At 47.8% G+C, this 24,142-nt stretch carries 15 protein-coding genes and 1 pseudogene; 7 read left to right on the forward strand and 9 right to left on the reverse strand.

Annotated elements, in window-relative coordinates:
• Positions 1 to 95: 95 nt before the first annotated feature.
• Positions 96 to 605 carry an N-acetyltransferase family protein gene (locus ACFI32_RS07430; RefSeq protein ID WP_462625884.1) on the reverse strand — a complete coding sequence of 170 codons (510 nt, stop codon included), beginning with the start codon at positions 603 to 605 and terminating at the stop codon, positions 96 to 98.
• A gap of 156 nt (positions 606 to 761) precedes the next feature.
• On the opposite strand from ACFI32_RS07430, the gene ACFI32_RS07435 reads away from it, so the two are divergent.
• Together ACFI32_RS07435 and ACFI32_RS07440 are read left to right on the forward strand one after the other, a co-directional pair.
• Complete coding sequence (locus tag ACFI32_RS07435; RefSeq protein WP_462625885.1) at positions 762 to 6,575, forward strand: UvrD-helicase domain-containing protein; 5,814 nt, start codon at positions 762 to 764, stop codon at positions 6,573 to 6,575.
• Positions 6,576 to 6,715: 140 nt separating this feature from the next.
• A complete protein-coding gene (locus ACFI32_RS07440; protein WP_462625886.1) occupies positions 6,716 to 8,017 on the forward strand; it encodes a DUF711 family protein in 1,302 nt (433 codons plus the stop codon).
• 27 nt (positions 8,018 to 8,044) lie between these two features.
• Here ACFI32_RS07440 and ACFI32_RS07445 read toward each other — a convergent pair whose 3' ends face one another.
• The 5 genes and pseudogenes from ACFI32_RS07445 to ACFI32_RS07465 all read right to left on the reverse strand — a co-directional run bounded on the left by ACFI32_RS07445 (position 8,045) and on the right by ACFI32_RS07465 (position 11,788).
• Positions 8,045 to 8,695, reverse strand: a complete 651-nt coding sequence (locus ACFI32_RS07445; RefSeq protein ID WP_462625887.1) for a YceI family protein — start codon at positions 8,693 to 8,695, stop codon at positions 8,045 to 8,047.
• A gap of 193 nt (positions 8,696 to 8,888) precedes the next feature.
• Positions 8,889 to 9,587: a VIT1/CCC1 transporter family protein gene (locus tag ACFI32_RS07450; RefSeq protein ID WP_462625888.1), complete on the reverse strand. Its 699-nt coding sequence runs from the start codon at positions 9,585 to 9,587 to the stop codon at positions 8,889 to 8,891.
• Between the two features lie 251 nt (positions 9,588 to 9,838).
• A pseudogene (locus tag ACFI32_RS07455) lies at positions 9,839 to 10,378 on the reverse strand (IS630 family transposase).
• A 13-nt stretch (positions 10,379 to 10,391) separates the two neighbouring features.
• On the reverse strand, positions 10,392 to 10,742 hold the full coding sequence (locus ACFI32_RS07460) for an IS630 transposase-related protein (RefSeq protein WP_462625889.1): 351 nt from the start codon (positions 10,740 to 10,742) through the stop codon (positions 10,392 to 10,394).
• Positions 10,743 to 10,861: 119 nt separating this feature from the next.
• Positions 10,862 to 11,788, reverse strand: a complete 927-nt coding sequence (locus tag ACFI32_RS07465) for a PAP2 family lipid A phosphatase (RefSeq protein WP_462625890.1) — start codon at positions 11,786 to 11,788, stop codon at positions 10,862 to 10,864.
• A gap of 146 nt (positions 11,789 to 11,934) precedes the next feature.
• On the opposite strand from ACFI32_RS07465, the gene ACFI32_RS07470 reads away from it, so the two are divergent.
• The 4 genes from ACFI32_RS07470 to ACFI32_RS07485 all read left to right on the forward strand — a co-directional run bounded on the left by ACFI32_RS07470 (position 11,935) and on the right by ACFI32_RS07485 (position 16,520).
• A complete protein-coding gene (locus ACFI32_RS07470) occupies positions 11,935 to 13,578 on the forward strand; it encodes a phosphoethanolamine transferase (RefSeq protein WP_462625891.1) in 1,644 nt (547 codons plus the stop codon).
• 116 nt (positions 13,579 to 13,694) lie between these two features.
• On the forward strand, positions 13,695 to 14,384 hold the full coding sequence (locus ACFI32_RS07475) for a response regulator transcription factor (RefSeq protein WP_462625892.1): 690 nt from the start codon (positions 13,695 to 13,697) through the stop codon (positions 14,382 to 14,384).
• 81 nt (positions 14,385 to 14,465) lie between these two features.
• Positions 14,466 to 15,752, forward strand: a complete 1,287-nt coding sequence (locus tag ACFI32_RS07480) for a sensor histidine kinase (protein ID WP_462625893.1) — start codon at positions 14,466 to 14,468, stop codon at positions 15,750 to 15,752.
• Between the two features lie 432 nt (positions 15,753 to 16,184).
• Positions 16,185 to 16,520 carry a hypothetical protein gene (locus tag ACFI32_RS07485; RefSeq protein ID WP_462625894.1) on the forward strand — a complete coding sequence of 112 codons (336 nt, stop codon included), beginning with the start codon at positions 16,185 to 16,187 and terminating at the stop codon, positions 16,518 to 16,520.
• Positions 16,521 to 16,900: 380 nt separating this feature from the next.
• Here ACFI32_RS07485 and ACFI32_RS07490 read toward each other — a convergent pair whose 3' ends face one another.
• Both ACFI32_RS07490 and ACFI32_RS07495 read right to left on the reverse strand, forming a co-directional pair.
• Positions 16,901 to 18,526, reverse strand: a complete 1,626-nt coding sequence (locus ACFI32_RS07490; protein ID WP_462625895.1) for a hypothetical protein — start codon at positions 18,524 to 18,526, stop codon at positions 16,901 to 16,903.
• 52 nt (positions 18,527 to 18,578) lie between these two features.
• Positions 18,579 to 20,501, reverse strand: coding sequence for a hypothetical protein (locus ACFI32_RS07495; protein WP_462625896.1), 1,923 nt, complete (start codon positions 20,499 to 20,501; stop codon positions 18,579 to 18,581).
• A 426-nt stretch (positions 20,502 to 20,927) separates the two neighbouring features.
• Between ACFI32_RS07495 and ggt the strand changes: the two genes are divergently transcribed.
• A complete protein-coding gene (gene ggt, locus ACFI32_RS07500) occupies positions 20,928 to 22,757 on the forward strand; it encodes a gamma-glutamyltransferase (protein ID WP_462625897.1) in 1,830 nt (609 codons plus the stop codon).
• A gap of 134 nt (positions 22,758 to 22,891) precedes the next feature.
• On the opposite strand, the gene ACFI32_RS07505 is transcribed toward ggt, so the two are convergent.
• A complete protein-coding gene (locus tag ACFI32_RS07505) occupies positions 22,892 to 24,022 on the reverse strand; it encodes a restriction endonuclease (protein ID WP_462625898.1) in 1,131 nt (376 codons plus the stop codon).
• Positions 24,023 to 24,142 lie beyond the last annotated feature (120 nt).

Raw genomic sequence — 24,142 nt, forward strand, 5'->3', positions numbered from 1 at the left:
GATACAATGCAGATAAACAGTCTTTCAAGACACCCTTGTATTTGTCTGTTTATTTATTAAAACTCTTCAAACGATACGTCCCCTTAAGCGCTGATCTACCCTGTTTGAACCATTTTAATATCTATAATCTGAGCCGTGCCGTGTGTCTCCTCGACTGTCTCATCTGTACAGATAAAGCCCACTGTCTGATAAAAACCAATAGCAGCCATATTGGTTTTTAACACCCATAAGTATACGGGCGCCTGACGATCAATTTGTTTGATATGCGCCAACGCTGTCTGCATCAGCAAAGTCCCGACACCTAATCCTTGATACTCAGGCAAAACGTATAGCGTCGTGATGTCATATCCCGTTTTGGTAATGCAAATACTGATAAATCCTACAGAGAGACCTTGGGCATTTTTGGCAAGCCAGACATCAACGCTTGGATGACCGATGATGCTGAGCCACATCTGCTGTTTCTGCGCAAGGCTATTGTCTTGGGACACATCGTCTTTGGGTAGCAGATCCGTATACGTGACCTGCCAGCTGGTAACGTGTATCTGTGCGATATCTGCGGCGTCTTTTTGCGCGGCTTTGACGATATTAAAGCGATTTGATTCCAAAATACTATTCACCTTATCTAATATGTAAATATGACGCGTAATAGCCATGCACTAAATAGTATATTAAACGATTAATGTTAGCTTATTATATGGGTTTGCGTAAAAATTGTTATATACTGCGCCTTCATTGATTCCTGATACCAAGAACTGTCTCACATGCCGCATTTACCTGATTTTATCCAGACTGCCACCGATACCCTGACCCATTCGCCAAGTAATGACGGCTCTCAAGCTGCTCATAACCGTCACCAGCAGACGCCTACAGAACCTGCGTCAAATGACCATCAGTCCGCGCCAGTCGAGCCGCGCAGTTTGGCTGAGTTTTTGCGGGTGCACGTGTTCGCGCGGATTGAGCACTTACAAGCGGTCGATCATCCCTCCAAACTGCTCGCCTTATTGGACACCTCACAAACATTGTGGCTGGACTTAGAAATCAACCCCAAAGACGACTCCCTGATTGACGGCGCGTTTGTGGTCGATGATTGCTATTGGCACTTTGATGCCAAGCAGTTTCAGACGCAGGCAGTATTTATTTATCATCTATTAGATAAAGCGGGGCATCTGGGCGGTCATCATGTGCTGGAGTTTGATTTGCCGCGGTTAAGTGCGTTGCTTATTTCTGCCTTATCAGCAAACCATCATGAGCATCATTTGCTCGTCAACAAGCTCAATCACGCAGCTACCCTCCGCGCGTGGCAAGCCAAGGCCTGTGACACGTTGATACTCAGTTGTTTGTTTATCCCGCATCAGCCCAGCCATGCGCTCGCCAAGCTCTATAAAGCGGATGTGGATTATAACAATCCCATTCTCGACTGCTTGGAGAGCCGCTGCGTGTTTGAGCTGTGTGTTCAGGCATGGCACAGCTTGCCAGCGAACATACAGATTTTGTTTTATAAGCTACTGCCTGCCCTGCAAACACTCTATGATAATGATCAGCAAAGTTACTTTGCGATTGATAAAGACAATATTTTTGATATTGATACCGTATTTGAGAGTTTACCAAAGGGCAATCAGGCGGCGCTGGCCACTGTATTGGCACGCGGTATGGCAACTGCCGATACGTCTACCTATGGCAATGCGCAGGCCGACTCGCACGCCACGCCATCTGCGGTTTGCTGGCAGCATTTGGGATTGGCTTCATTTGTTAATTGGCTCAGGTATTTTGACAAACCACAGGCACGGCGGCCTGTGTGGATCAGCAAACATCCCCACCATCGGCGCAGCTTTATGCAGGCGGAGCACGCCTTTTGGCATTTGCACGACCCCAGTGAGACGTGGATCAATGAGCAGTGTCAGCATTTTTTTGGCTTTGATGAGCTGCGCTCAGGGCAGATGTCTATCGTCAAAGCGGTGTTGACCAACCAAGATATCCCGCTGGGTATCCTGCCAACTGGCGGCGGCAAAAGTTTGACCTTTCAGTTGCCTGCGCTGATTTTGAGTCGCTATCAGCGTAAGCTTACGGTGGTGATCTCACCGCTCAAAGCCTTGATCGAAGATCAGGTGGTCAACCTGCATACCGAGCTGCCCGATTATCAAAGCCGCATCGCTTATCTGACATCAGGACAGTCGCCTGACACGCAAAAGCAAGTGCTCGATGGTCTATGGCAAGGCGATATTGATATTATCTATCTCAGCCCTGAGCGCCTGCGGACTCACAGTATCCGCCAGCTGCTCAAAAACCGCCCGCCTGCGTTTTGGGTGCTTGATGAGGCGCATACCCTGAGTCAATGGGGTACCGATTTTCGTCCTGATTTTTTGCGTATTGCCGATCATATGCTGGCCTGTTATAGCGATGAGATGCGTGACTGCTGGATGCGCCAGCTGGATGAAGGGCGCGCCGTCAATCAGGCGAACGCGTCAGAGCCTCAATTGGATCTGCTTTCCATGACGCAAGACATGACGCAAGACGACGCGCAAAAGACACAGCCACCAGCAGCGGTGACGGATAACGGGGCAGACTTTGTGCCGCCCACCATCAGCTTGGTCACGGCGACTGCCTCAGCGCGGGTTAAAGACGATTTAGAAGACGAGCTGGTGGACAAGCTAACCACGCTGACCACAGGTAAGCAGTTGGTACAGTACGGCACGCCGCTGAGCGAACTTAAGATCTGGCGGCAGGATATTAGCACGCACTTTATTGAAGCGGCCAAAGACGCTCGCGAAGCGCATATCTATCGCATTATACGTGAGCGCAAAGCATGGTATGAAAGCCAATACCCACAGCATCCTGAAAAAGGCGTGACCCTAGTCTATCTGCGTAGCCGCCAAGGTTGTAATCAATACGCTAATGACTTTGCTCAGCAAGATCTTGCTGTAGCCGCTTATCATTCCAAGCTCAGTGACGCCAAAAAAAGAAGCGTGCTCGAAAAGTTTAAAAACGATGAGCTCGATGTGGTGGTGTGTACCAACGCCTTTGGTATGGGGATTGATAAAGAAGGCATCCATACCGTCATTCATAGTGGCCCACCGAACAACCTAGAGTCTTATATTCAAGAAATTGGCCGCGCCGCCAGAAAGTCCTATGAGACGGGCGAGGCCTATATGCTCTGGTCAGAACAAGACATTGACTTTTTGTTTCATCAAGAGCGTGAATCGCGCATTGCCAATAACAACACCTTAAGAGACTGCTGGACAGCGATACGACCAACGCTCAAAAAACCGATAGAAGATCAATGGTTTCCCAGTAATACCCTCGCCGCCATCTTGGACACTGATAATAACGCGGAGCAGCTCAACACCCAAGTGCGCGTGGCACTGCTGGCGTTAGAGCGCTATGGCTTATTGATAGAAAAAGAGCAGCAGCCTGCTTGGATCAGTATCAAATTAAACCAAAGCGCGCCCGCCAGTACGCATACCAACCTTGCCACGCTCTATACTCAGTTGCAGCAGCTCGCCAATGATACCGCCAGCACCTTGCAAAGCGATGCGACCACACCCGATGCAAGTGCATCAAGTGCGGTGGCGCTGAGCACCATCAGTAACGATCGTCAGTTGACCCGCTACCACCTGCCTGAGCTGGCAATGGTACTGGGCTACTCCGTAAAAACCTTGTTAAAGCAGCTGCGTGAGCTGGTCAACCAAGGCCACGCTCAGTGGCAAGTGGTGGTACGCGTGCGCCTCAAATACACCCACCGTCACCTAAAAGGCATGTTCAATCGTCTAAGCCGCATCATCAGTGCACTTGAGGCCTGCCTTGAGAGCAGTTACGGCACACTGGGCGCGAGCGACGCATTGGAAACGCAGGGCAGTACCCAGCTGAACACCAAAGCCCTAGACCAATGGCTGGCCCATCAGCGTCACAACTTAAACTGCAAAACGCATATTTTGCCCATGTTTCGGGCGCTGGGTATTCTAAAAACTCGCCAGCATAGCAGCGCGCAAGTATTTGTCTCCTCCTCCGAGCAAACCAAAATGTGGCAAATTGATCATGACCTGCCTGATACCTGGCCCAGCTGGATACGTCATGCCAAACAAAAAATCGCCGCCCTGACGCCACTGTTTGAAATCCATCTGCTCCCCGCCCTGCCCGATCAAAAAGATGGTGATGGCAAAAACTTCAATCTGGACGTACTGGCGCAGCAGGCAGAATGTACGCCTGATACCGTACTGGCGCAGCTTGAGCAATTGCAGCGCCTAGAGCTGATTGAGCTGAGCCGTTTGGATGATTCGCAAGACGCTATTTTCTTTATTGGCAACCACCGCAAACCCACCAGCAAATACCACGAAAGCGCCTATCAATATTTGCAAGCGCACTACCAAGATCGCTGCGAGCGCATTCATATGCTGCATTTTTGGCTACAGTCAGATACAGCGGTGCAGCAAGCCTTGATTGAGGATTATTTTACCCAGCCGTTATCTGAGGTTGTCCGCCGCTATATCAGCGCCGATGTTGATGTGACCAAGCCCTATATCAAAGACTACGAAAAAGAGATTTTGCCGAGCTTTTTTAGTCCAGTGCAGCGGCAAATCGTCACCGAAACCAGCCGCGCGGCGATGGTACTGGCGGGGCCTGGCTCAGGCAAAACCACCGTGGTGGTGCATCGGGTTGCTTATTTGCTCATGATGCAAGAAATCAAACCTGAAAAGATTTTGATCTTGGCCTATAACCGCTTGGCAGTGGCTGAGCTGCGCGCGCGACTACAGGCCTTGATCGGCTATCATGCCATCAACGTCACCATTCATACCTTTCATGGGTTGGCACGGCAAATCACTGGCCTCAGTGAAAGCGAAGCGCCTGATGCGGCGCTTGATGAGATTACCCAACGCGTCAGCCATTTGAGCCAAGAAAAAGACTTCCAAAAACGCCGCGACAATGCGCGCTATCAGTGGATGATCGAACAAGCGATTCGTGAACTGCATGAGCGGCCTCAGCATTTTCAATACATCATGGTCGATGAGTTTCAAGACATTGATGAGTATCAATACGAGATGATTGGCCTGTTGGCGGATTTGCAGTTGCAAGAAGACACGCCTGACGAGGCGGTGAATACCACAACCGAACAAATAGTAGACACAGATACCGCTCATCCTATGGATCAGTCTATAGCGCAACCTATAGAAAGCGACCGTGCCGACAGTATAGACGACCCCTTTGAGCAGCGCGGCTATTTGATGGTGGTGGGTGATGACGACCAAAACCTGTATGCGTTTCGCGGTGCCAGTATCAAGTACTTACAGCAGTTTGAGGACAACTATCACGTCGATACCCAGCAAAAATATTACCTGCTGGACAATTACCGCAGCGCCGACAATATCGTTCATCTGGCTAACGACTTTATCAGTACCGCCCTGCCCGATGAGCAGCGTTTAAAACAAGCAGCGCATCAAGTTTGCGCCACCAGTGCCCACCCTGATCAGCCCATTCGTTACGGCTATTATCGCCAGACGCAAGGCGTGGATATGGCCGCATGGATCGCAGCGGATATTGCTCAGCTTGTAACCGCGTCCGCTACTGATGACACGCCCAGTAAAAGTGTTGCCATCTTGGCGAGCACATGGGCGCAGTTCGATGCGGTGCAGCATTATCTTGAGGCGCGCGATATCAGCAGTCAGCGCTATAATGAAAACGAGCAGGTGATTCCCATGCACAGCTTGATTGGACAGGCACTGTTTGATCATCTAAGTACCGAGCGTCTGGCCGTTATCACTGAGCCTGTACCTGAGTTTTTAGAGCGCTGGCGGGTTGAGCAGGGTCTGAATCATCTCGATCAAGCGTGGCCTGCGATTATCAGTCGCACACGCGGTATGACACAGGTCACCCATGAGCAGGTGTTACAAGCGCTCGAATCAGTGCTGTATGATGACCAAACGCAGGTGATTTTGATCACCTATCACAGTGCCAAAGGTATGGAATTTGACCACGTTTATGTGATCGATGAGCAAACAAGCAGCGCCGCCAAAAACGACCATGGCAGTGATCGACCGCTATATGTGGCCTTGACCCGCGCCAAACAGTGCTTAACCCTATTGCAGCAGCATCAGCGCCACCACCAAGCACTGGCCGCCATCTTGCCCGCCCGTGCTGAACGTATAGAGCTGCCCACCGTCCCAGTGCCTGACTCCTTACAGTTTCACCGTTTTTTACGTCTTGATGAAATGGTACTTACCCCGCCTGAACTGGTCACCGATGAGGGGCGCGCTTTTGTCACCCAAACCTTTTGCGCCAGCAGTTGGAGCGAGCAACGCCACAGTATTACAGGACTGTTTACCGTGCGCTGCATGAAGCAAGAACACCTTAAGGAGGGTTTTTATTCTACCCGCGGGCAACAGGTCGCTCAGTTTTCCAGAAACTTTGCCAAAACTTATGCAGTGAGCGGTAAAGGCAATGACGTGCTTAGCATGACTGGGTTTACCACTACTCTGTTTTATCAGCAAGATTTGTCGTGGTATGAGCGCGCAGGTTATCTGGGTAGTGAGACCAGTCATTACCTGATCGTGCCTTATGTGCGCTTTAGCGTACGCTGCGCTTGATGGGCGGCGATATTTTTATTATGTTATTAGCGCGTGTCGTCACTCTGAACCAAAGCCTCTACATGGGTTAAAGATGAGAACACGCGCCAAATTCAGATGGCACTACGCGCTATCGACTATCGACTAACCTATGGAGTGTTATGACCATTCAATCAGCAGTATCGACAGACAACACCAACTCTGATACAAGCATGCCGCATCTTTTAACAGACAAGCAGCTTTGCAAAGTCAGAACGGTGACCACGTTTATCACCCTACGCCCAGACCCTGACTCATGGCGGACGCAGCTGAGCGGTGCCATTGGCCACTGCGAGCTGATCGCAGGGGCCCTCGCGCAGCAAGGCTATCTGGTACAGTCCATACGTATCGTCACCAATCCTTTTGGTGAGTATTTGGATACCCACGATGTCGGCACCGCTGGCGCAGGTCTCGGCCACATCAGTGCTATCTTGGCCGATCTCAATGCGGGTAAGGACAGTTTGCGCGTGCGTTTTGCCATTGGTGAAGCCAAAACGGCGCATGAGATTGCGCTGCTGCCAGCGCTTATTGCAGCCTATGGCGACTTGTGTAACGCCTGCGTCAATATCAGCGCCGATACGCTGGGCATTTTGGACAATGCCTTGATCAAGCACTGCGCGGCAGCTGTACAGGAGATTGCGGCACGGACACCGCGCGGCGAAGGCAATTTTAACTTTACTGTTAACTTCAACTGTGACGAATTTATCCCCTATTTTCCTGCCAGCTATCACAGCGGGCGCGTGGAGCAAGGCTTTGTGGTCGGTTTGGAAACACCTGATCTGTTGGTCGCCACCTTGCAAGAGTTAAAAGCGCGTGAGGCACTTAAAGACACCAGTTATCAGCAGCGGCAGCAGCTGATATACGGCGCACTCAGTCAGGCGCTTCAGTATCACATTGACTGCATCAATGACTGTGTCCAGCAGCAGAACCAATCAACCGACTGGCAATATCTGGGTATGGATACCTCGCCTGCCCCGTCCAAAGACTGTGCCTCGATGGTCGATGTTTATAAACTGCTGGGCGTGCCTTATTTTGGCGCGGCGGGGACGGTTGAGACATCGGCGCTATTGACACGCGTATTTAAAAACGTGATGGGTGTGGATATTGTTGGCTTTTCAGGCTTGATGCTGGCGGTAACAGAAGATAGCGGACTGGCACAAGCCACCATCGATGGCGACTTTGACATACCCGCGCTGTTGACCAATAGTGCAGTTTGCGGCATAGGACTCGATACCGTACCCATCGCAGGCGACACGCCTACCGACAAGTTGTGCGCCTTAATGCGCGATACAGGCACCATGGCCTTTCGCTTAAACAAACCTCTAACGGTACGCGTTTTCCCTGTGCCAACGCTGTCTGCTGGTGATATGACCGCGTTTGAGAGCAGCGATTTGTGCAACTGTGCGGTGCTGGCGGTGCCCTAAAGCCAATAATGCAGCGGTATTTAGGATCTATTGCTTAATGGCTTCAATCTGTATGTTGAGCGTCAAATTTTTTGCAATACCAAGGATCACATATTTGTTTAAATGCCATTTAGTACGGTCAATCACGCCAGTAAAACGGCCGCTACAAACGTCTTGTTTGAGAAGATGACTAAAATTGCATTGAAATGAGGTCGCGGTGAGACGCACAGGATGAGTCTCACCGCGCAAGGTCAACTTGCCATCGACACGCGTGACTTTGGGATTGTTGCTATCGTTACTAAAGTGCCATTTGGTCGACTCAAATGCCGCCAAAGGATATTGCTGGGCATCAAAAAAATCCGGCCCTGCCAGTTCGATGTCAAAGGCTTGATTGCCTGTATTGATGGTATTGATTGGTATCACTAGCGCGATATTGCCTGTTTTGGCTGCAGGATCGTAATCGAACTGACCATTAAAATTATAAAAACCGCCCATATTGGTCGAGGTGTTAAAATGATCAATAGTAAAGCGCACGCTGGTGCGGTCGGGGTTTAGGCGATAGGTCGCCGCCTGACTACTGCTCAGCGCTCCGAATAGCAGCATAAACAGCATCAGTAATAGCGCACCCGCTACTTGGTAGTATTTTTTGCGGACTTGTCGCGGCAACATACGGCGTCCCTGCCTATCCATCTGATACATACTCACAATCCTTTGCTGATACGCTCATCGGCCATGCCGTAGTCATTTATATGCGGTAAATAGAAGTGGTATTAAATCGTATATGCCATGAGTAGCACTCATCTATTCATAGTTGGCATGCCTTTATCATGGCGATAAACGCATAACCACACAATCATTTTCTCCTTGTTATGATTCATTTTTTTGATGATATTTATACTGATACTCCAAACAGACGACCAATGAGCGATGTGGCAAGCATTGCCAAAATCCCCCAAAACACCACGCGCCCTGTGGCTGGCAAGATCGGTGCGCCACCCAAGCGTGCAGACACCACACCAAGCAGCATCAAGCCCACCAACGTCAACGCTGCCAGCGACCACGTCAACCCTTGAACTGGCAGCAGCAAGATACCGACAATCGGCACAATCGCCCCAGTCACAAACGCCAGCGCCGATGCCAACGCAGCAGAGATGGGCTTGGCCTGACTCAGATCGGTCAGTCCAATCTCATCACGGGCATGTGCCTCAAGATCGTCATGGGCGGTTAACGCCACTGCCACTTGATGCGCCAACTCGTGCTCAAGGCCACGTGACTCATAGATTTTGGTCAGCTCCATCAGCTCACGTTCTGCATTGTGCGTCAGCTCGTGCCGCTCTTTGTCCAAATCGGCTTTTTCAGTATCCGCTTGTGACGATACTGAGATATACTCGCCTGCCGCCATCGACAGCGCTCCTGCGGTCAGTGCTGCAACGCCTGTCAGTAGTAGTGTCTGCGCGCTGGTATTAGCAGCCGCAACACCGACCAGTAGGCTCGATGTCGATATCAGCCCATCATTTGCTCCCAGCACAGCAGCCCGTAGCCAGTGATTACGGTTGCTCAGATGCGCCTCATCATGAATAGAATGGTGCATAACCCTCCTCAAAAGATCATCGTATTATATAAGCGCTTATAGACAGCCAATTGATAACGGACTGTCCTTTTATAGTAGATTTTTTATCAAAAAGACACAGCGAGATTTAATGGTATTTTTCGCAGCCTCTGGAGACGCAGTCACAGCAAGCAAGAAAAATACCATTAAATCAAGCGCACTGGACGTGGTGTGTCTTTTTATTGAGTATTGACTATATTTTATGGCGATATTCGCCTGCAGGCAGTATATAGTCAGTTCAATATAAAATCGATACAGCCCATATCATGAAACAGTTTAGGTAGATTATTCTCCATCCATCCTTGGCGTAGAAACTTTGCTTGCGCCCATTTTCTCTCTATAGAATTTAAATCAGGGCTGTAGGGTAGCAGCCAAAGAATACGATGGCCATGCCTGTTAAGGAGTTTTTGAATAAGTTTATTCTTATGGAATCGAGTCACTCAGGCATAGCCTTCGTCTTGCGCTCGGGCAAAGCAGTGCTTTGCTTTATCCTCGCTCATATCCATCACGATCACGCATTTTGTTTTAAGACTGGGGATTAGCGTGTATTTGCACCAGTCATAAAATACATTGCTGTTGATATTTTGCTCAAAGTAATCTAGCGCAAATAGTATTTTTTCATAGAGCGCACCAATAACGTTAGTGCGCTTTTTTGCTTGCCAGTTGTAGCGATCAATACAAGGCTTACCTATTGGTGCATAACCGTAAGGTCTGATGGTCTCGCTCTCAAAGCCACTTTCATCTATATAGACGATGGGGTAGCCTTGCTGCATAAAGCTATCAAGCTTACTTAGATATATCACTCTCTTTATCGGACACGCTTTTGGATGTTCCAAGGTCTTTTTTTTGACTGATCCCAAGGCGTTTTAGGGCATGAAAGATACCCGTTTTACTACAATTTAAGCGTCGAGCTCTTTCGTAGTTATAATCATCTGGGTATCTTTTGACATCTTCAATCAGTAGGTCATCAGGTATTTTAGTCGGTGCTTTATTTCTGGTTGTTTTAGGAACTAAATTCTGCTGCCAGCTGTGAATAGTACTGGTGCTAAGTCCATAAAATAAAGAAGCCTCGCGAATGGTCATGCCATTAGCGATGCTAGAAAGTACCTGTTTGCGATAGTCTATTGAATAGGTCATGGTTGATGCTGTTAAATTAGTTTGTTATAAGTATCGTATCGGTTTTATCTGGATTAGACTATAAGGGATAACGCCTGTTAAGGACATAATAGCGCAAAAATGTCGATTAAATTTACGCATTACAGTTGATTGCTCGCCGCGTGGCGCTTTGCACATTGATAAGCAGGCGGCACTCGCTGCTTCGTTTTATTGTGAAAAAACAACAGGGCCAGCGCGCACGCCATGCTCCATGATAGCAGCATTGACACGATGCTATGGCTAAAGAAATGATCGCCGATTAGCATTTTATACCCACCCATCATCCAGCCCAGCATCGTTACACCCATGAGTATACGTGAGCGATAGCGGCGCAGACTGGGCAGATAGGCGAATCCATAGAGCGAAAATCCGGCGCTGGCATGGGCGGCGGGAAAGCACTTCGCAGGCGTGTGGGCCAGCATGTTTTGCCACATGGTCAAATACGGCAACTCGCCATTAAAAAAGGACAAGTGACTGGGACAACTGACATGGGTAATGCTTTTTAAGGTCGCGATAATGGCAGGCACCAAAATAATCGTCAGCAGCAAACAACTCAGCTCACGACTGGACAACTGGTACAATGATCGGTACAAGCTGGCCTGTCTGTGCTTATCATGTGCCAAGCCCATTTGTGACCAACCTTTTACTATAGCCGCTGGCCTTACAACAACTTGTCGATCCAACGCTCGCTGACGTACATAACGCACCATCAGCACAGAGAGCAAATACAGCGCAAAGACAATCAATAGCGCCTTTGGTAAATCATAAAAAATAAACGCATAAGGCTGCGCGCCTTTTTTTAGTAGCCAGTGCCCATGCTGATAAAAAAGCGCGCTGATATGCAGATCTATCTGACTGTGCTCAAAGAGGAGCGCCGATAGGATGGTCAACATACTTAATATCGCTAACTGCTTATCCAAAGTGTCCTGAGCATTATCCCGAAAAGTATCCTGATATGGTGTGCGGTTCATGAGCTTGATTATCCCTGCTGCCTTGTCGCCCAAGCAGGCGCTGATAGCGGTCATCATAACCTAGGGGTCTGTTAATATCGTGTGAAGAGCCAGCGGGTGATGACTGGTTGAAGCTGGCTTGATTGCTGGTATTGATGTTAACGCAATCTTAACACCCCCTTTGCTACTGTGATCGCTCTCACCCACTCAGACACGATCACACAATGAATACATGGCTGCACAAGCACTCGCTATCGACCCATCAGATTGGCTTAAACTGGCTGGTTTTTTTGACCGCGCTATTTTTGGTCATCACCGCAAACGTCAGTTTTTTTCAGCAGACGCTTGCCATTTATGACCTCAAGCACAATATTGGCTTTATACTCTCGCTGGGTGGGTTATTGTTGGGTCTGCTGTGGTTGGTGTTGCAGCTGCTGTGTTACCAATTCAGCTACCGTGTTGTACTGATAGTCATGGTGCTTATCGCAGCCGTGTGCGCCTACTTTACCGACACATACGGCACGATATTTGATCGCAATATGCTGATGAATGGCTTGCAAACCGATCAGGCTGAAGCAGGAGACTTAATCAGCGGCGCATTTTTTATCCGAGTGTTGCTCCTTGGTCTGTTACCCGCCTTGTTGATTTTTAAGGCCAAAGTGATCAAGCAGCCTTGGAAAAAGGCGGTACAATACCGCGCGGTGAGCATCATCATGGCGCTGGCGTTGATTGCCCTTTGTTTGCTGCCGTTTGGCGATCAATACGCCAGCTTTTTTCGCCAGCACAAACCGATCAGATACTACACCAATCCCATCACGCCTGTGTATTCAGCCTTTAAACTGGGTAAGGTGTATTATGATGATGCCACACGCCCGACCTCGATCATCAAGCATGCCACTGATGCCAAAATAAACGCCGCCGCACACGCCGATGGCAAACCTAAGCTGATGGTGTTTGTGGTTGGAGAAACCGCGCGCGCCGATCACATCAGCTTAAATGGCTACCCACGTGACACCATGCCGCTACTGAGTAAGCAAGACAATCTCTACAGTTTTTCTGCTGCCACCTCATGCGGGACATCCACCGCCTATTCAGTGCCCTGTATGTTCAGCTACGCTGGCCAAGATGATTATAATGTCGATGACGCCAAGTATCATGAAAACGCCCTAGATACGTTAAGCCGCCTTGGGGTCAACGTAATATGGCGCGATAACAACTCAAGCTCTAAAGGCGTCGCTGATAGAGTCACCTATGTGGACTTTAAAACACCCGAGCACAACCCTGTATGTGATACCGAGTGCCGCGATGTCGGGATGCTGACCGATTTTGATGCACTGCTTGCCAAGGACAAGAATGGTCAAAAACCCGCACAAGATACCTTGATGGTGCTGCATCAAATGGGCAACCACGGCCCTGCCTATTACAAACGCTACCCTAAAGCATTTGAGTTTTTTAAACCGGTTTGCATGAGCAACGAGCTGTCGCAGTGTGACACCGCAAGCTTGATCAATGGCTATGATAACGCGATTCGTTATACCGATTTTTTCTTAAACACCACGATTGAAACCCTCAAAAAATACCAAGACGATTACGACGTGGTGATGGTATATATGAGTGATCACGGTGAAAGCTTGGGTGAAAATAATCTTTATCTACACGGCTTGCCTTACAAGATTGCCCCTGAGGCACAAAAGCACGTCCCATTGATTGTCTGGTCGCCAACCAATAATGGCGTACCCGCTGCTGGCTTAGCAGCAATGAAAAACCAGCCCGTCTCGCACGATGTCATTACCCCATCGCTACTGAATTTTTATGGTATTCAAACCCAAGACATCGCCAATAAACCCACACTTTTTCCTGACAAATAAGAGATAATGACCACATTCGTAATCAGCGCGATTATCGCGAAAACCAGTAGCAATATCAGCGTATCGACATTATCCTCTATAGGGATAAACAAGGCTCACAATAGCAGGCGCAGCACATGTATAAAATCCTCATCATCGAAGACAATCCAGATATCGTGGCCAATATTTATGCGTTTTTTGAGCCAAAAGGCTACGAGTTAGACAATGCCTATAATGGCATGAGCGGTTTGGCGCTGGCCGTTGAAAACCGCTATGATGTGATCTTGCTTGATGTCATGCTGCCGGGGATGAACGGTACAGCGCTGTGTCATACACTGCGCTCAGAGCATCATCTCAAGACACCCATACTGATGCTGACAGCGCGTGATACAGTATCTGACAAGGTGATTGGCTTTGAAAGCGGCGCGGATGATTATGTGGTCAAGCCATTCTCGCTCGTTGAGCTTGACGCACGTATCAAAGCATTGATTCGGCGGCATCAAGACGACCACGTCCAGCATGTTTTGCAGATCGGCAAGTTGTCATTAGACAGCGATTGCCATGTGGTCAAGCGCGCCGAACAGCCGCTGAAACTGACCCCGACAGGCTTTAGAATTTTGCAGGTATTGATGACCGCCTCGCCGCGTGTGGTGAGTAAAAGCGAAATTGAAGATAAAGTTTGGGGCCGCAATATTCCTGACAGCGATGCCCTGCGTACCCATGTGCACACTTTGCGCCAGCAACTAGACAAACCCTTTGCAGCGCCTATGCTGCTCACCGTGGCAGGTGTGGGCTATCAACTCATTGCAGCAGATCACGCCAAGTAGCGGCTTTAGTGAATACGGCCATTCAGTATCGCTTTCAATCAGTGCCGCCTAATATCGCTATCAAGTCATAATGAGCTGCCCATGATATCTATGAACTCTATTGCCCAAAAATTCAGGCTGTCTTATTTTATTTTTACCGCCATTTTGTGCCTTGCGTTTGTGAGTATCTTTTTTTATGCCGGCATTCATATGGAGCAAGTGCTGGTCAAAAGCCGCCTGCTCCAGCAGCTGGCACTGAGTATGGAAAAAGACGGCATACAGGCCCATTATTCAGCCAAGCCCAATATTGATATCTATCACTTTGAGGTTGCACCACCTAGGCTGCAGCGTATAGCCACATCAGAGGTGCAGGAGATGTACGTCAATGATGCGGCTGGTCAAAAGGGTGAGCTGCATTTTTTTACCCATACCCAAGATGGTCAGCAATATGTCTTAACGTATCTGCTCGATAACCGTCAGCTTGATGACGAAGATTATCCCGTATTGGCGATTTTTGAGCATTTTGAATATATCTTTTTAAACACCTTGCTGGTCGCAGTGCTGCTCAGCTTTATCATTGCGGCGATTTTTTCTTACGTGTCGGCGCATCAAATCACCAAGCCACTATCAAGCCTTAAACATGCGGTCGAGACCGATAGCGATAACTTAAGCACCCTGTTGCATTTGCCCTCAGAGGTTGGGGTACTGGCACGCGCCATCGATGATAAAAACCAAAAACTGGCCAAGTACTTACAGCGAGAGCAGCTGTTTACTGGCGATGTCAGTCATGAGCTGCGCACCCCGTTGACCATCATTATGGGTGCAGCAGAAGTGCTCGAATCACAGCTGCCTGAAGACAGCCGCCAGCGCGAGTTTACTCAGCGTATTCATCATACCGCGACTGAAACCTCCAAAATTATCAGCGCCCTATTGCTGCTATCACGCGCACCTGAAAAGCTGGATGCACCCAGCACCTGTATTAATACTGTCGTCAGTACAGAGATTGAGCGCTTACGCTATCTTATTACCTATAAAAAGGTAGACTGCATCGTTATCGCTGAGCAGCGTTATTCTGCGATGGTACGGCCTGAACTGCTCAAAATGGCGGTTGGCAATCTGCTTAAAAATGCGTTTCAATATACTGAGATAGGCCAAGTAACCGTCACCATTACCGCACAGCACATCATCATTGCCGATACTGGCGACGGCATTCCCAAGCAAATGCTACCGCAAATCTTTGATCGGTTTGAACGCGGCATGGCAGAGCATATCGATGGTAGTGGCCTTGGCTTGAGCATTGTACAGCGCATCATGACGCACTTGGATTGGCAACTGAGTTATGCATCTAATGATGCTGGCGGCAGTACCTTTATCATTCATTATGCGTGATAGCAATATGGACACTTTCCTTGTATACCCACCATACAAGTGTCGTCAATCCGCTCATTCATCAAACCCCATTCTCCTAGAAAACCCAACATTATTACACTAGTTATACATTCTGTCAGTATTTGCCTCTCACTATTTTGTAAGGATTGTTAGTAGGGTTGTAACAAGACACCTTGTTTTTTGTGACTCAGCACCTTGAGAATATTGTTTAAAACTAAAAAAATTTGGCTTCTAACTAATATTTAATCATTTGTAGATGATTTATGATAGCTATTAGTGCTATCCTCTTAACGGTTATTTAAATTATCTTCATTTATTTTGTGATAAACGGACACTCTGACTGTTTATCTTATGTAAATAGCGTTACAATTAAGTTCTTGAAAAAATGAAAATTGTTACTTCCTTAAACTCTCGACTTTATTGGAATAATTTATGCGCTTACCTAAAATAATCAATATCCTATTTCACGTTGACAAAACGTCAACAACAGATGCTGATGTGCCCATGCAGCTTCGCCATAATCTCAATATTTTACAAAGCTGCGCCGTACTTTGTAGCTGTGGCGGTCTGGCCATTCCGGCCGCTATCAAAGGCAATCGATACCGCTGTGTAAGATGCGATAAAAAACACATCAGTGTGCAATATAACTTGGGGCCTAGAAGTATGGAAGATGACTGGATCATCTTACGCAAAGAGCCTAGCCAGATTATTGATATGACCCATTATGACGAAGCAGTCGCTTTACTTAAAAACGTCAAACTGCTTTAAGCAGAAAAGCGAGACACCTAGGCCACAAGTTAAATCCTGTACCTTGTCTTGGCGATTGTGCGCGCGCATCGCTGACCGCGACTGTTCAGCTATTCTGGTACGTGCGGTGCCATTTCTTATTCAACGTTGTCCGATGACCTACATGGTATCGCGCCCGCTTAACTGACTTGCAAGATCATCATTGGGCTGCATCAATGCAACTTTTCTTAAGGTATAGAAGCCAAAAAGCGCATCAGCCATCGCTCATGCGCTTTTTTAATCATTATGCTGATGACGGTATTGCAGCCACCGTCAACCACTAAGAACAGCACCCCTATCGTGACTCAGCACAGATGATGTTCAAAGCCTATGACTGGGGGCAGCAACACAGATCACGTCCCTTATGGCGCAACCATGTCTAGGCGGCTTTGCAGCATTGGTAGCATATTAAACAGCTGCTGACCAATGGCAGCCCCTTCGCCATTACGGTATCGCTGCATCAGTAGCTCACCATACTCTCTTGCATCGACACTGTTTTGGGCAGTGGGCACTTGCATGTCACTCGGCAAATTGGGGAACATACTGTCTTGAGCGCGTATTGGGGTATATTGTTGCAGGGTATCAATCATCACTTGCTTCGCCATTGCCGGTTCTTTATCCGTCACTGTTGATAAGGGCATGCGGTTGTGCTGCCACAACAGATTACCTTGACGATCAAATCCACTTAAGTCCTGCGTGATGGCATTGACTGATGTCTCGTCGTCATTGTGCGCTTCTGCATCAATCATTCTTTTTATCATTGCCAAACCTTGCTGCACCATGACTTTGCTGGTCCATTTTTGCTTGGCATCGTCGTCATCATTGCCATCTGAATGCTCAATTTCTTCGATAAATTCAGGATACTGCGCGCTGATAGAAGCGTATAACGCATTATAGTATTGAGTCAGAGCTTGCGTGCGGCTGTCATTGTCTTGCACGCGGCGGACAATCTGGCTGCTTTGTAACATTGGTTGTAACTGGTGTGCTGGTAGCTTAGGCGACATCATATTCAAGCTTTTTGCAGTAATAAACTCAAATTCTTGCGCGTCTGCTTGAGCGAGGGTCGCATCCATGGCTTTAAAATGACTTTTGATCAATGCTTTGCCAAAGCCTTTGGGTAAGCTGCCATCATTCATGGTGATTTTCAACCATTTATTCTTCCATTTGGTACCCAGCTCATCGTCTATCCATGCTGCATTTATCATGGCAATGTTATCAGCCCACAGATAGATGCTGCCCGATTTGGCATCAACATAAATGGGCTGGCTGATGCTGGTATGGTGGTTGCGTGCGTGATACTGAGCGCTTGGCAATATGGTAAACCTGCCAGCAAGCGGCTGATAGACCCCTTGCGCATCGATAGATAACGGCTTGAACAGATAAGCATCTAGCAGTTGCGCTTTTTTGATATCCATTGAGGTGGTACGCTCATCATACTCATCAAACAGCTTTTGATAATAAGGTGATACCGGGCTTTTTTCGCGCTCATCAATCGCATATGGTTCATTATACTCATTATCGTAGCTATACTGATTATCATCCCACGCGCGATAGTTTTTAGAGCAAGCAAGGTATTCGTTTTTGATCGCTTCTCGCTGCTGGGAATAGGCAGCAGCAGCCACGTCCTTGTCTTGTTCTTGTGCTTGGCCGATCAGAGCGGCATAGTCTTGGTCGTGCTTGTCTTCACAATAACTGCCAACGTAATCGCTATCAGCCACAATGCTATCTGCTTTGACGCCAACAAATTTCTGACGGTTGTTGATCTCAATATTGCTATGATAAGCAAATGACGTGCGGCGCTGCTGCTGTGCCGCTTTTATTATCATGGCTTTGGCAGCGGCAGGGGTTTGGACAGCGCTTATTGATGTGGTATTTGCCGACTGAGCGGCAGGCATAGACTGGCAGCCGACCAGCACCAGCATACTGAGGGCGCAAGTACTCAGAACTAATGGCTTGATCGCGAACGATGTGTGCTTGGAGAGGTTCATATTCAAATATCCTAAAACGTGATGATCGATTCAATGTTGGTGCGATGATTGGCTAAAATTTTTGGTCTTCATCGACTTCACCAATAAATGCGGTATCATCTTCAGATTGGTATTCATCGTAATCGTAGTCGTATTCATCATTGTCATAGAGCGCATCACTGTCATCGTATTCATATTCGTAATCATAGCGAGCATAACGCGCCTCATCGAGCAGCGATTGTTTGGCACGTCTATCCTTTAGCCACTGATTACCATCAATGGCGGCTGGCGCATCTGCGCCAAAACTTTGCTGCAACAGCGGGGTCAAGCGGTTTTGTTTGAAGCTTGGTGCATCATAGCGGGTTTGATTGACGACGCTGGTTTTAGAACCCAAAAAGTCACTACCGATGTTCGTGCGCTGCTGCTTGGCAACCAGATGATTGTTACGATCTAGGTAATAGTAGTTGGTATGGTTAAAGGAGAACGGGCTGATGGCCTCTACCAGCTGCAGCATCGCGCCAATATCTGCGCTTTGGTAACCTTTGTTGTATTGCTGCAATTTATCAATCGCGACGGTCAATAAGGTCTCATCAGCGTACTTCTCAGGGTGTGTATCAACATACTGCCGCAAATACTGACTCATGTATTTGACCATTCTACCAACCATCTCGCCGCTTTGGGCACTACCAAAATAGACCTTGACCGCCTTACTCGCACCCACTTGCTGGGCAAAAACATCCTCTTTGACATTAACCGTGCTGAAGTGCTCTGGCGCAATCTCCGACATACTGTCTTGTAACGCAGACATAAAGGCATCATAGAGCACATCTGGCGGGATTTGTGAGGTGATGCTCTCAGGTAGGCCAAAATCGACCGTATGCGTCGCCATGGTGTCAGGCAGCGCCGTCGTTTCAGGGCTAAACATCGCCACGATAGGCATGACGGCAGAAGGGTCTACTCTCAGCTGACTGTTTTGAAAATCAAGTCCAAGCGGAATTTGCATCGACGACTGAACGGTCGGCGCCACATAATCATAGCTGTAGACGCTTTCAAATTTCTTTTGTACAGGTTGGTAATGACTGACACTGTTCACTGATAAGTACTGATATTGATAGGCATTAAGCGCCTTTACTTGCTCAGGCGTTTTGTGCATAGAACCAAGCAGTGTGCCGATAAAGCCCATTTCAGAACCAGATAATGGTGAGGTGTACTCTCCTGCTTCTTTTGCAGCCTGCATGTCTTCGTAGCTGTTAAACCAATCACGCGGCTTTAGTTTTGAGAGGAGTGAGTCGCTGCCCGTCCCTTCATCATATTCGTCGTATTCGTCGTATTCATCATATTCGTAGTCGTAGTCATCTTCAGCGGTATACCCTTCTTCATCTGCTTCTTCAATTTGTTCTTCTACCACAACCACATCATCTGCATACTCATAATCATCGTACTCGTCATCATAGTCGCTATCATAATCACTATCGTAGTCGTTATCATCGCGCTGCGCTTCTTGATACAAATAGGTCTCGATCGCGGTTCTCAGTAAACCGCTTGAGCCAGCATCAATACTGCTGGCATCAGTATTAGGCTGGGTATGATAGTTGGCCTTAGAGACAGCGACATGCTCGGTCGCCAAATGCTGGCGAATCGCCGCTATCAGCTGGGTTTTGGCTTTGTTTTCTGCGCTGGGATAACGATCTTGATCAAAAATTTGAGCATAATGCATCTGGTCGGCCTGCATACGCTGATCAAAGGCTTGGCTTTGCGCCGCGCGCTGCTGGACATCTGCAACGCTAAAATCAATCAGCGCTCCTGAGGGCGATGCCGACGTTGTCGCCATAGGTGTGGACTGACAACCAGCCAACGTCAAGCCAACCCCGCTAAGTAGCAGTGCACTACTCGCTATCGATAGCCATTTATGCTTATGGTCTGTTGAGACCGATTGGCTTGAGACAGACTTCGCCCCATCCTGAGTCTGACGATGAGTGGCGCTGGGCAGTGACATAAAAGACCTCATAAATACAAGCGGCAATAGAAACAATAGTGTATAAAATGAGACTACTTATAGCACAAAAAGTTACAAATGAGTAGCCTTAAGCTATCTTTTGTTTGGAAAACTAACCATAGCGGCGCTATCTTAATGATTTTAAAGCCGCTTCATTGCACCCATCGTATGTCTACCTTACCGTCATTACTCTGATCGAATGAGAAAGTGAGCGATTTTCGGTAGTGACAGTGCGATAAGCGGTCGCTTTTTGATTTTGTACTGTGCTACCTTAGCTTTTTGACAAGCAAACTGCTGATGCGTACTGCTGATGCGTTTTGATACGTCCGTACTGGCTCGATACGGACGCTCACGTCTGCCTCATCACGTGTCTGATATTGCTGCCTGTCTTACTCTTGACCGTTATCCGTAAAAAAGGATTTTGCGATGCTTGATTTTTCTGCTACCTCTTCTCGCTCTGCCGTGTTCATGCTCAGCGGTGCTCTGCTGTTGTCCATCTCTGCCCATGCCGACGAGACGACAGACAACAGCCTTGCCGCGCCAGCCCCCATCATGTTGTCTGAAACTCAGCGCGTCACTGCCAGCAGCACAAAGGCAAGCACCGATCAAGCCATTTACTCTAGCGATGCCATTGAGCACCCACTGTGGGCAAAAAACGGCATGGTCGCCACCCAAGAAGCGCTGGCCTCTGACATTGGTCTACAGATCCTCAAAGACGGCGGTAATGCAGTCGATGCAGCAGTGGCAGTGGGTTTTGCACTGGCCGTAACCCTGCCGCGTGCGGGTAACATTGGCGGTGGCGGCTTTATGATGATTTATGATGCCAAGCAGGACAAAACGGTGGCACTCGATTACCGCGAAAAAGCACCAAACGCCGCTTTTGATGATATGTACTTGGATGAACAAGGCAACGCCGTCAGTGATTTGTCCCGTTATCATGGGTTGGCCGTTGGGGTGCCCGGTACAGTTGCAGGACTACTAAAAGCCTTGGAAGAGCATGGCAGCATGAGCCGTCAGCAAGTGATGGCACCTGCCATTAAACTGGCGGCAGATGGCATTGAGGTCACACCAGGGCTGTCTGAGTCGCTCAGCGCCCTCAGCGAGCGGCTGCAAAAATGGCCCAGCACTAAAAAAGTTTTCTATAAGGCTGACGACAGCAACTACGCCCCAGGCGAACGTCTCAAACAGCCTGAGCTGGCACATTCCTTACAACTGATCGCTGACAAAGGTGCCGATGGATTTTATAAAGGTGAAACAGCGCGCAAACTGGTCAGCGCGATCAAAGGCGCAGGCGGCAGCATGAGCCTGCAAGATCTGGCCAACTATGAAGCGGTGAACCGCAAGCCCATCAAAGGCAATTACCGTGGTTATGAGGTGGTCTCGATGCCGCCGCCCTCCTCGGGCGGTATTCATATCGTTCAGATACTCAATATCTTAGAGCACTACCCACTAAATAAATATGGCCAAAACAGTGCCCAAACCATCCACCTGATGGCGGAGGCCATGCAGTTAGCTTATGCCGATCGCGCAGAGTATTTGGGTGATACCGATTTTGTCGATGTGCCTGTCAGCGGCTTGACTGCAAAACCTTATGCCAAAGCATTGCAAATGCGCATTGACCCAAGCAAAGCCACGCCTGCCTCAAGTATCAAAGCCGGCAACCCGATCCCCTACGAGAGCGACCAAACCACGCATTTTTCTATCGTGGATAAAGAAGGCAATGCGGTGGCCAACACCTATACCCTCAACTTCTCGTATGGCACTGGCCTCGTCGCTGAGGGTACAGGCATCCTACTGAACAATGAAATGGATGATTTTTCTGCCAAACCCGGTGTACCCAATGGTTACGGCCTGCTTGGCGGTGACGCCAATGCCGTTGCTGCCAATAAGCGGCCGCTGTCCTCAATGAGCCCAACGCTCGTGTTTAAAGACAGTAAGCCTTACATCGTCACAGGCAGCCCCGGTGGTAGCCGCATCATCACCACGGTTACCCAAATCATCTCTAACGTCATCGACCATGATATGAACATCGCTGAAGCCACGCACGCACCGCGTATTCATGACCAGTGGCTGCCAGATGAGATTCGCATTGAAAAGGCGCTGAACATCGACACCATCAATAAGCTTGAATCAATGGGTCACAAAGTCAGCCCCAAGGCCACCATGGGCTCAACCCAATCTATCATGCTGACACCCACTGGCATCTACGGCGCGTCTGACCCGCGTATCGTTGACGCGGCAGTGGTTGGGTATTAATCACATTTTGAATATTGAGACCACTGGCGAGCAAGGGTAAGTAGCTATTGCGCTTGTTCGCTTATTAAAATTTGATGTTGCATCATGCCGCATATAGGCTTTTTTTCTAAAAAAAATAGAGAAACTATAAAAATTTAGTACAGTTTTATTTTGTTAAAAAAGTCATTATCTAATAACAATTTTGGGCGTGCATTCACTTCTTTTAGTCCAACTTTATGCTGCATCATAAGTTCTATCAGGTTTATTTGGTCAATTAAAATCAGGCTATGAGAATCCGTCGCGTTGGCATAGTCTTGCGCAGGTTTAGTAAAACTGGTGGTAGTGATAAATAATCCATGATGATTGGTTTTTTGTGGCGGATAAGCACCGATAAAGTTTCTTAAATCGCCGTTTGATATGTTATTGCCTGTACTATATAGCTTTGCCTGAATATAGTAGTTATGCACCTCTCCATCGGGAAAATCCTGAATAATCAAACCATCAATACCATTATCATTAGTACGACCTGTATGACGCGCCGTCAAATTACTCTCTGGACTTTCGATTTCTAAAGATCGCTCCACCAATTTTAAACAAAACCATTCGAACTGTAGCGGAGACAAACTATCAATTTGCGCCATAATCATATCAGGTGTCACTTTGACAAAATCACTGCCAACGGTAGCGTCTGCATAATTGTTCATAAAAATAGAAGTACGCCGCTGCGCCTCATCAATTAAATGAGTAATGAGCACATCGCCATTCTTTCCATAGGCCGCTAAATTTACCTTTTGTAAGTCAGAAAATGCTTTAGCATCAAACCTTTTTAAGTTCGCAATATAATCATTATTTAATACCCCATCATTAATATACTGACTAAAATTACTACCTGCCAGCCAAAAATAGACCTTACCAAATGGATCCAAGCGGATGATATTTTTTGGCGTTACTTTTTCATCAAAGGTGATAAAGTTGGCAAAATTCTGATTTAAATTGGGCACCAAACTGAAAGTATTTTCTTTTACTAAACCCATCGCAGACAAGCAGAGCAACACCAGATCAACCACCTCGTCGTAGCATGGCGACCCTTCATGACACTCATGACGAATGTCATGACGACTCATAAAATTAATTTCCTTATGATCAGCCACAATGCCTGCCAATTTTTCAAATTCACGATAAAAAACTGTGCGACCAATGGTATTTCTTGTACTTAAATTCTTAATGGTCTGTATACCTGCATTCAATAGATCGCCGAATGCAGGCAACTTTTTTATATTACTCATAAATACACCTTTAACTTTTTATTTATTCTCAAATATTAACAACGATATCACCCATAAAATGAGCTCAACCGTTAATAAAAACCATTAAAGCACCAGTCATAATAATCACATCAGTACGGT

Source organism: Psychrobacter sp. PSi21, assembly GCF_054960615.1.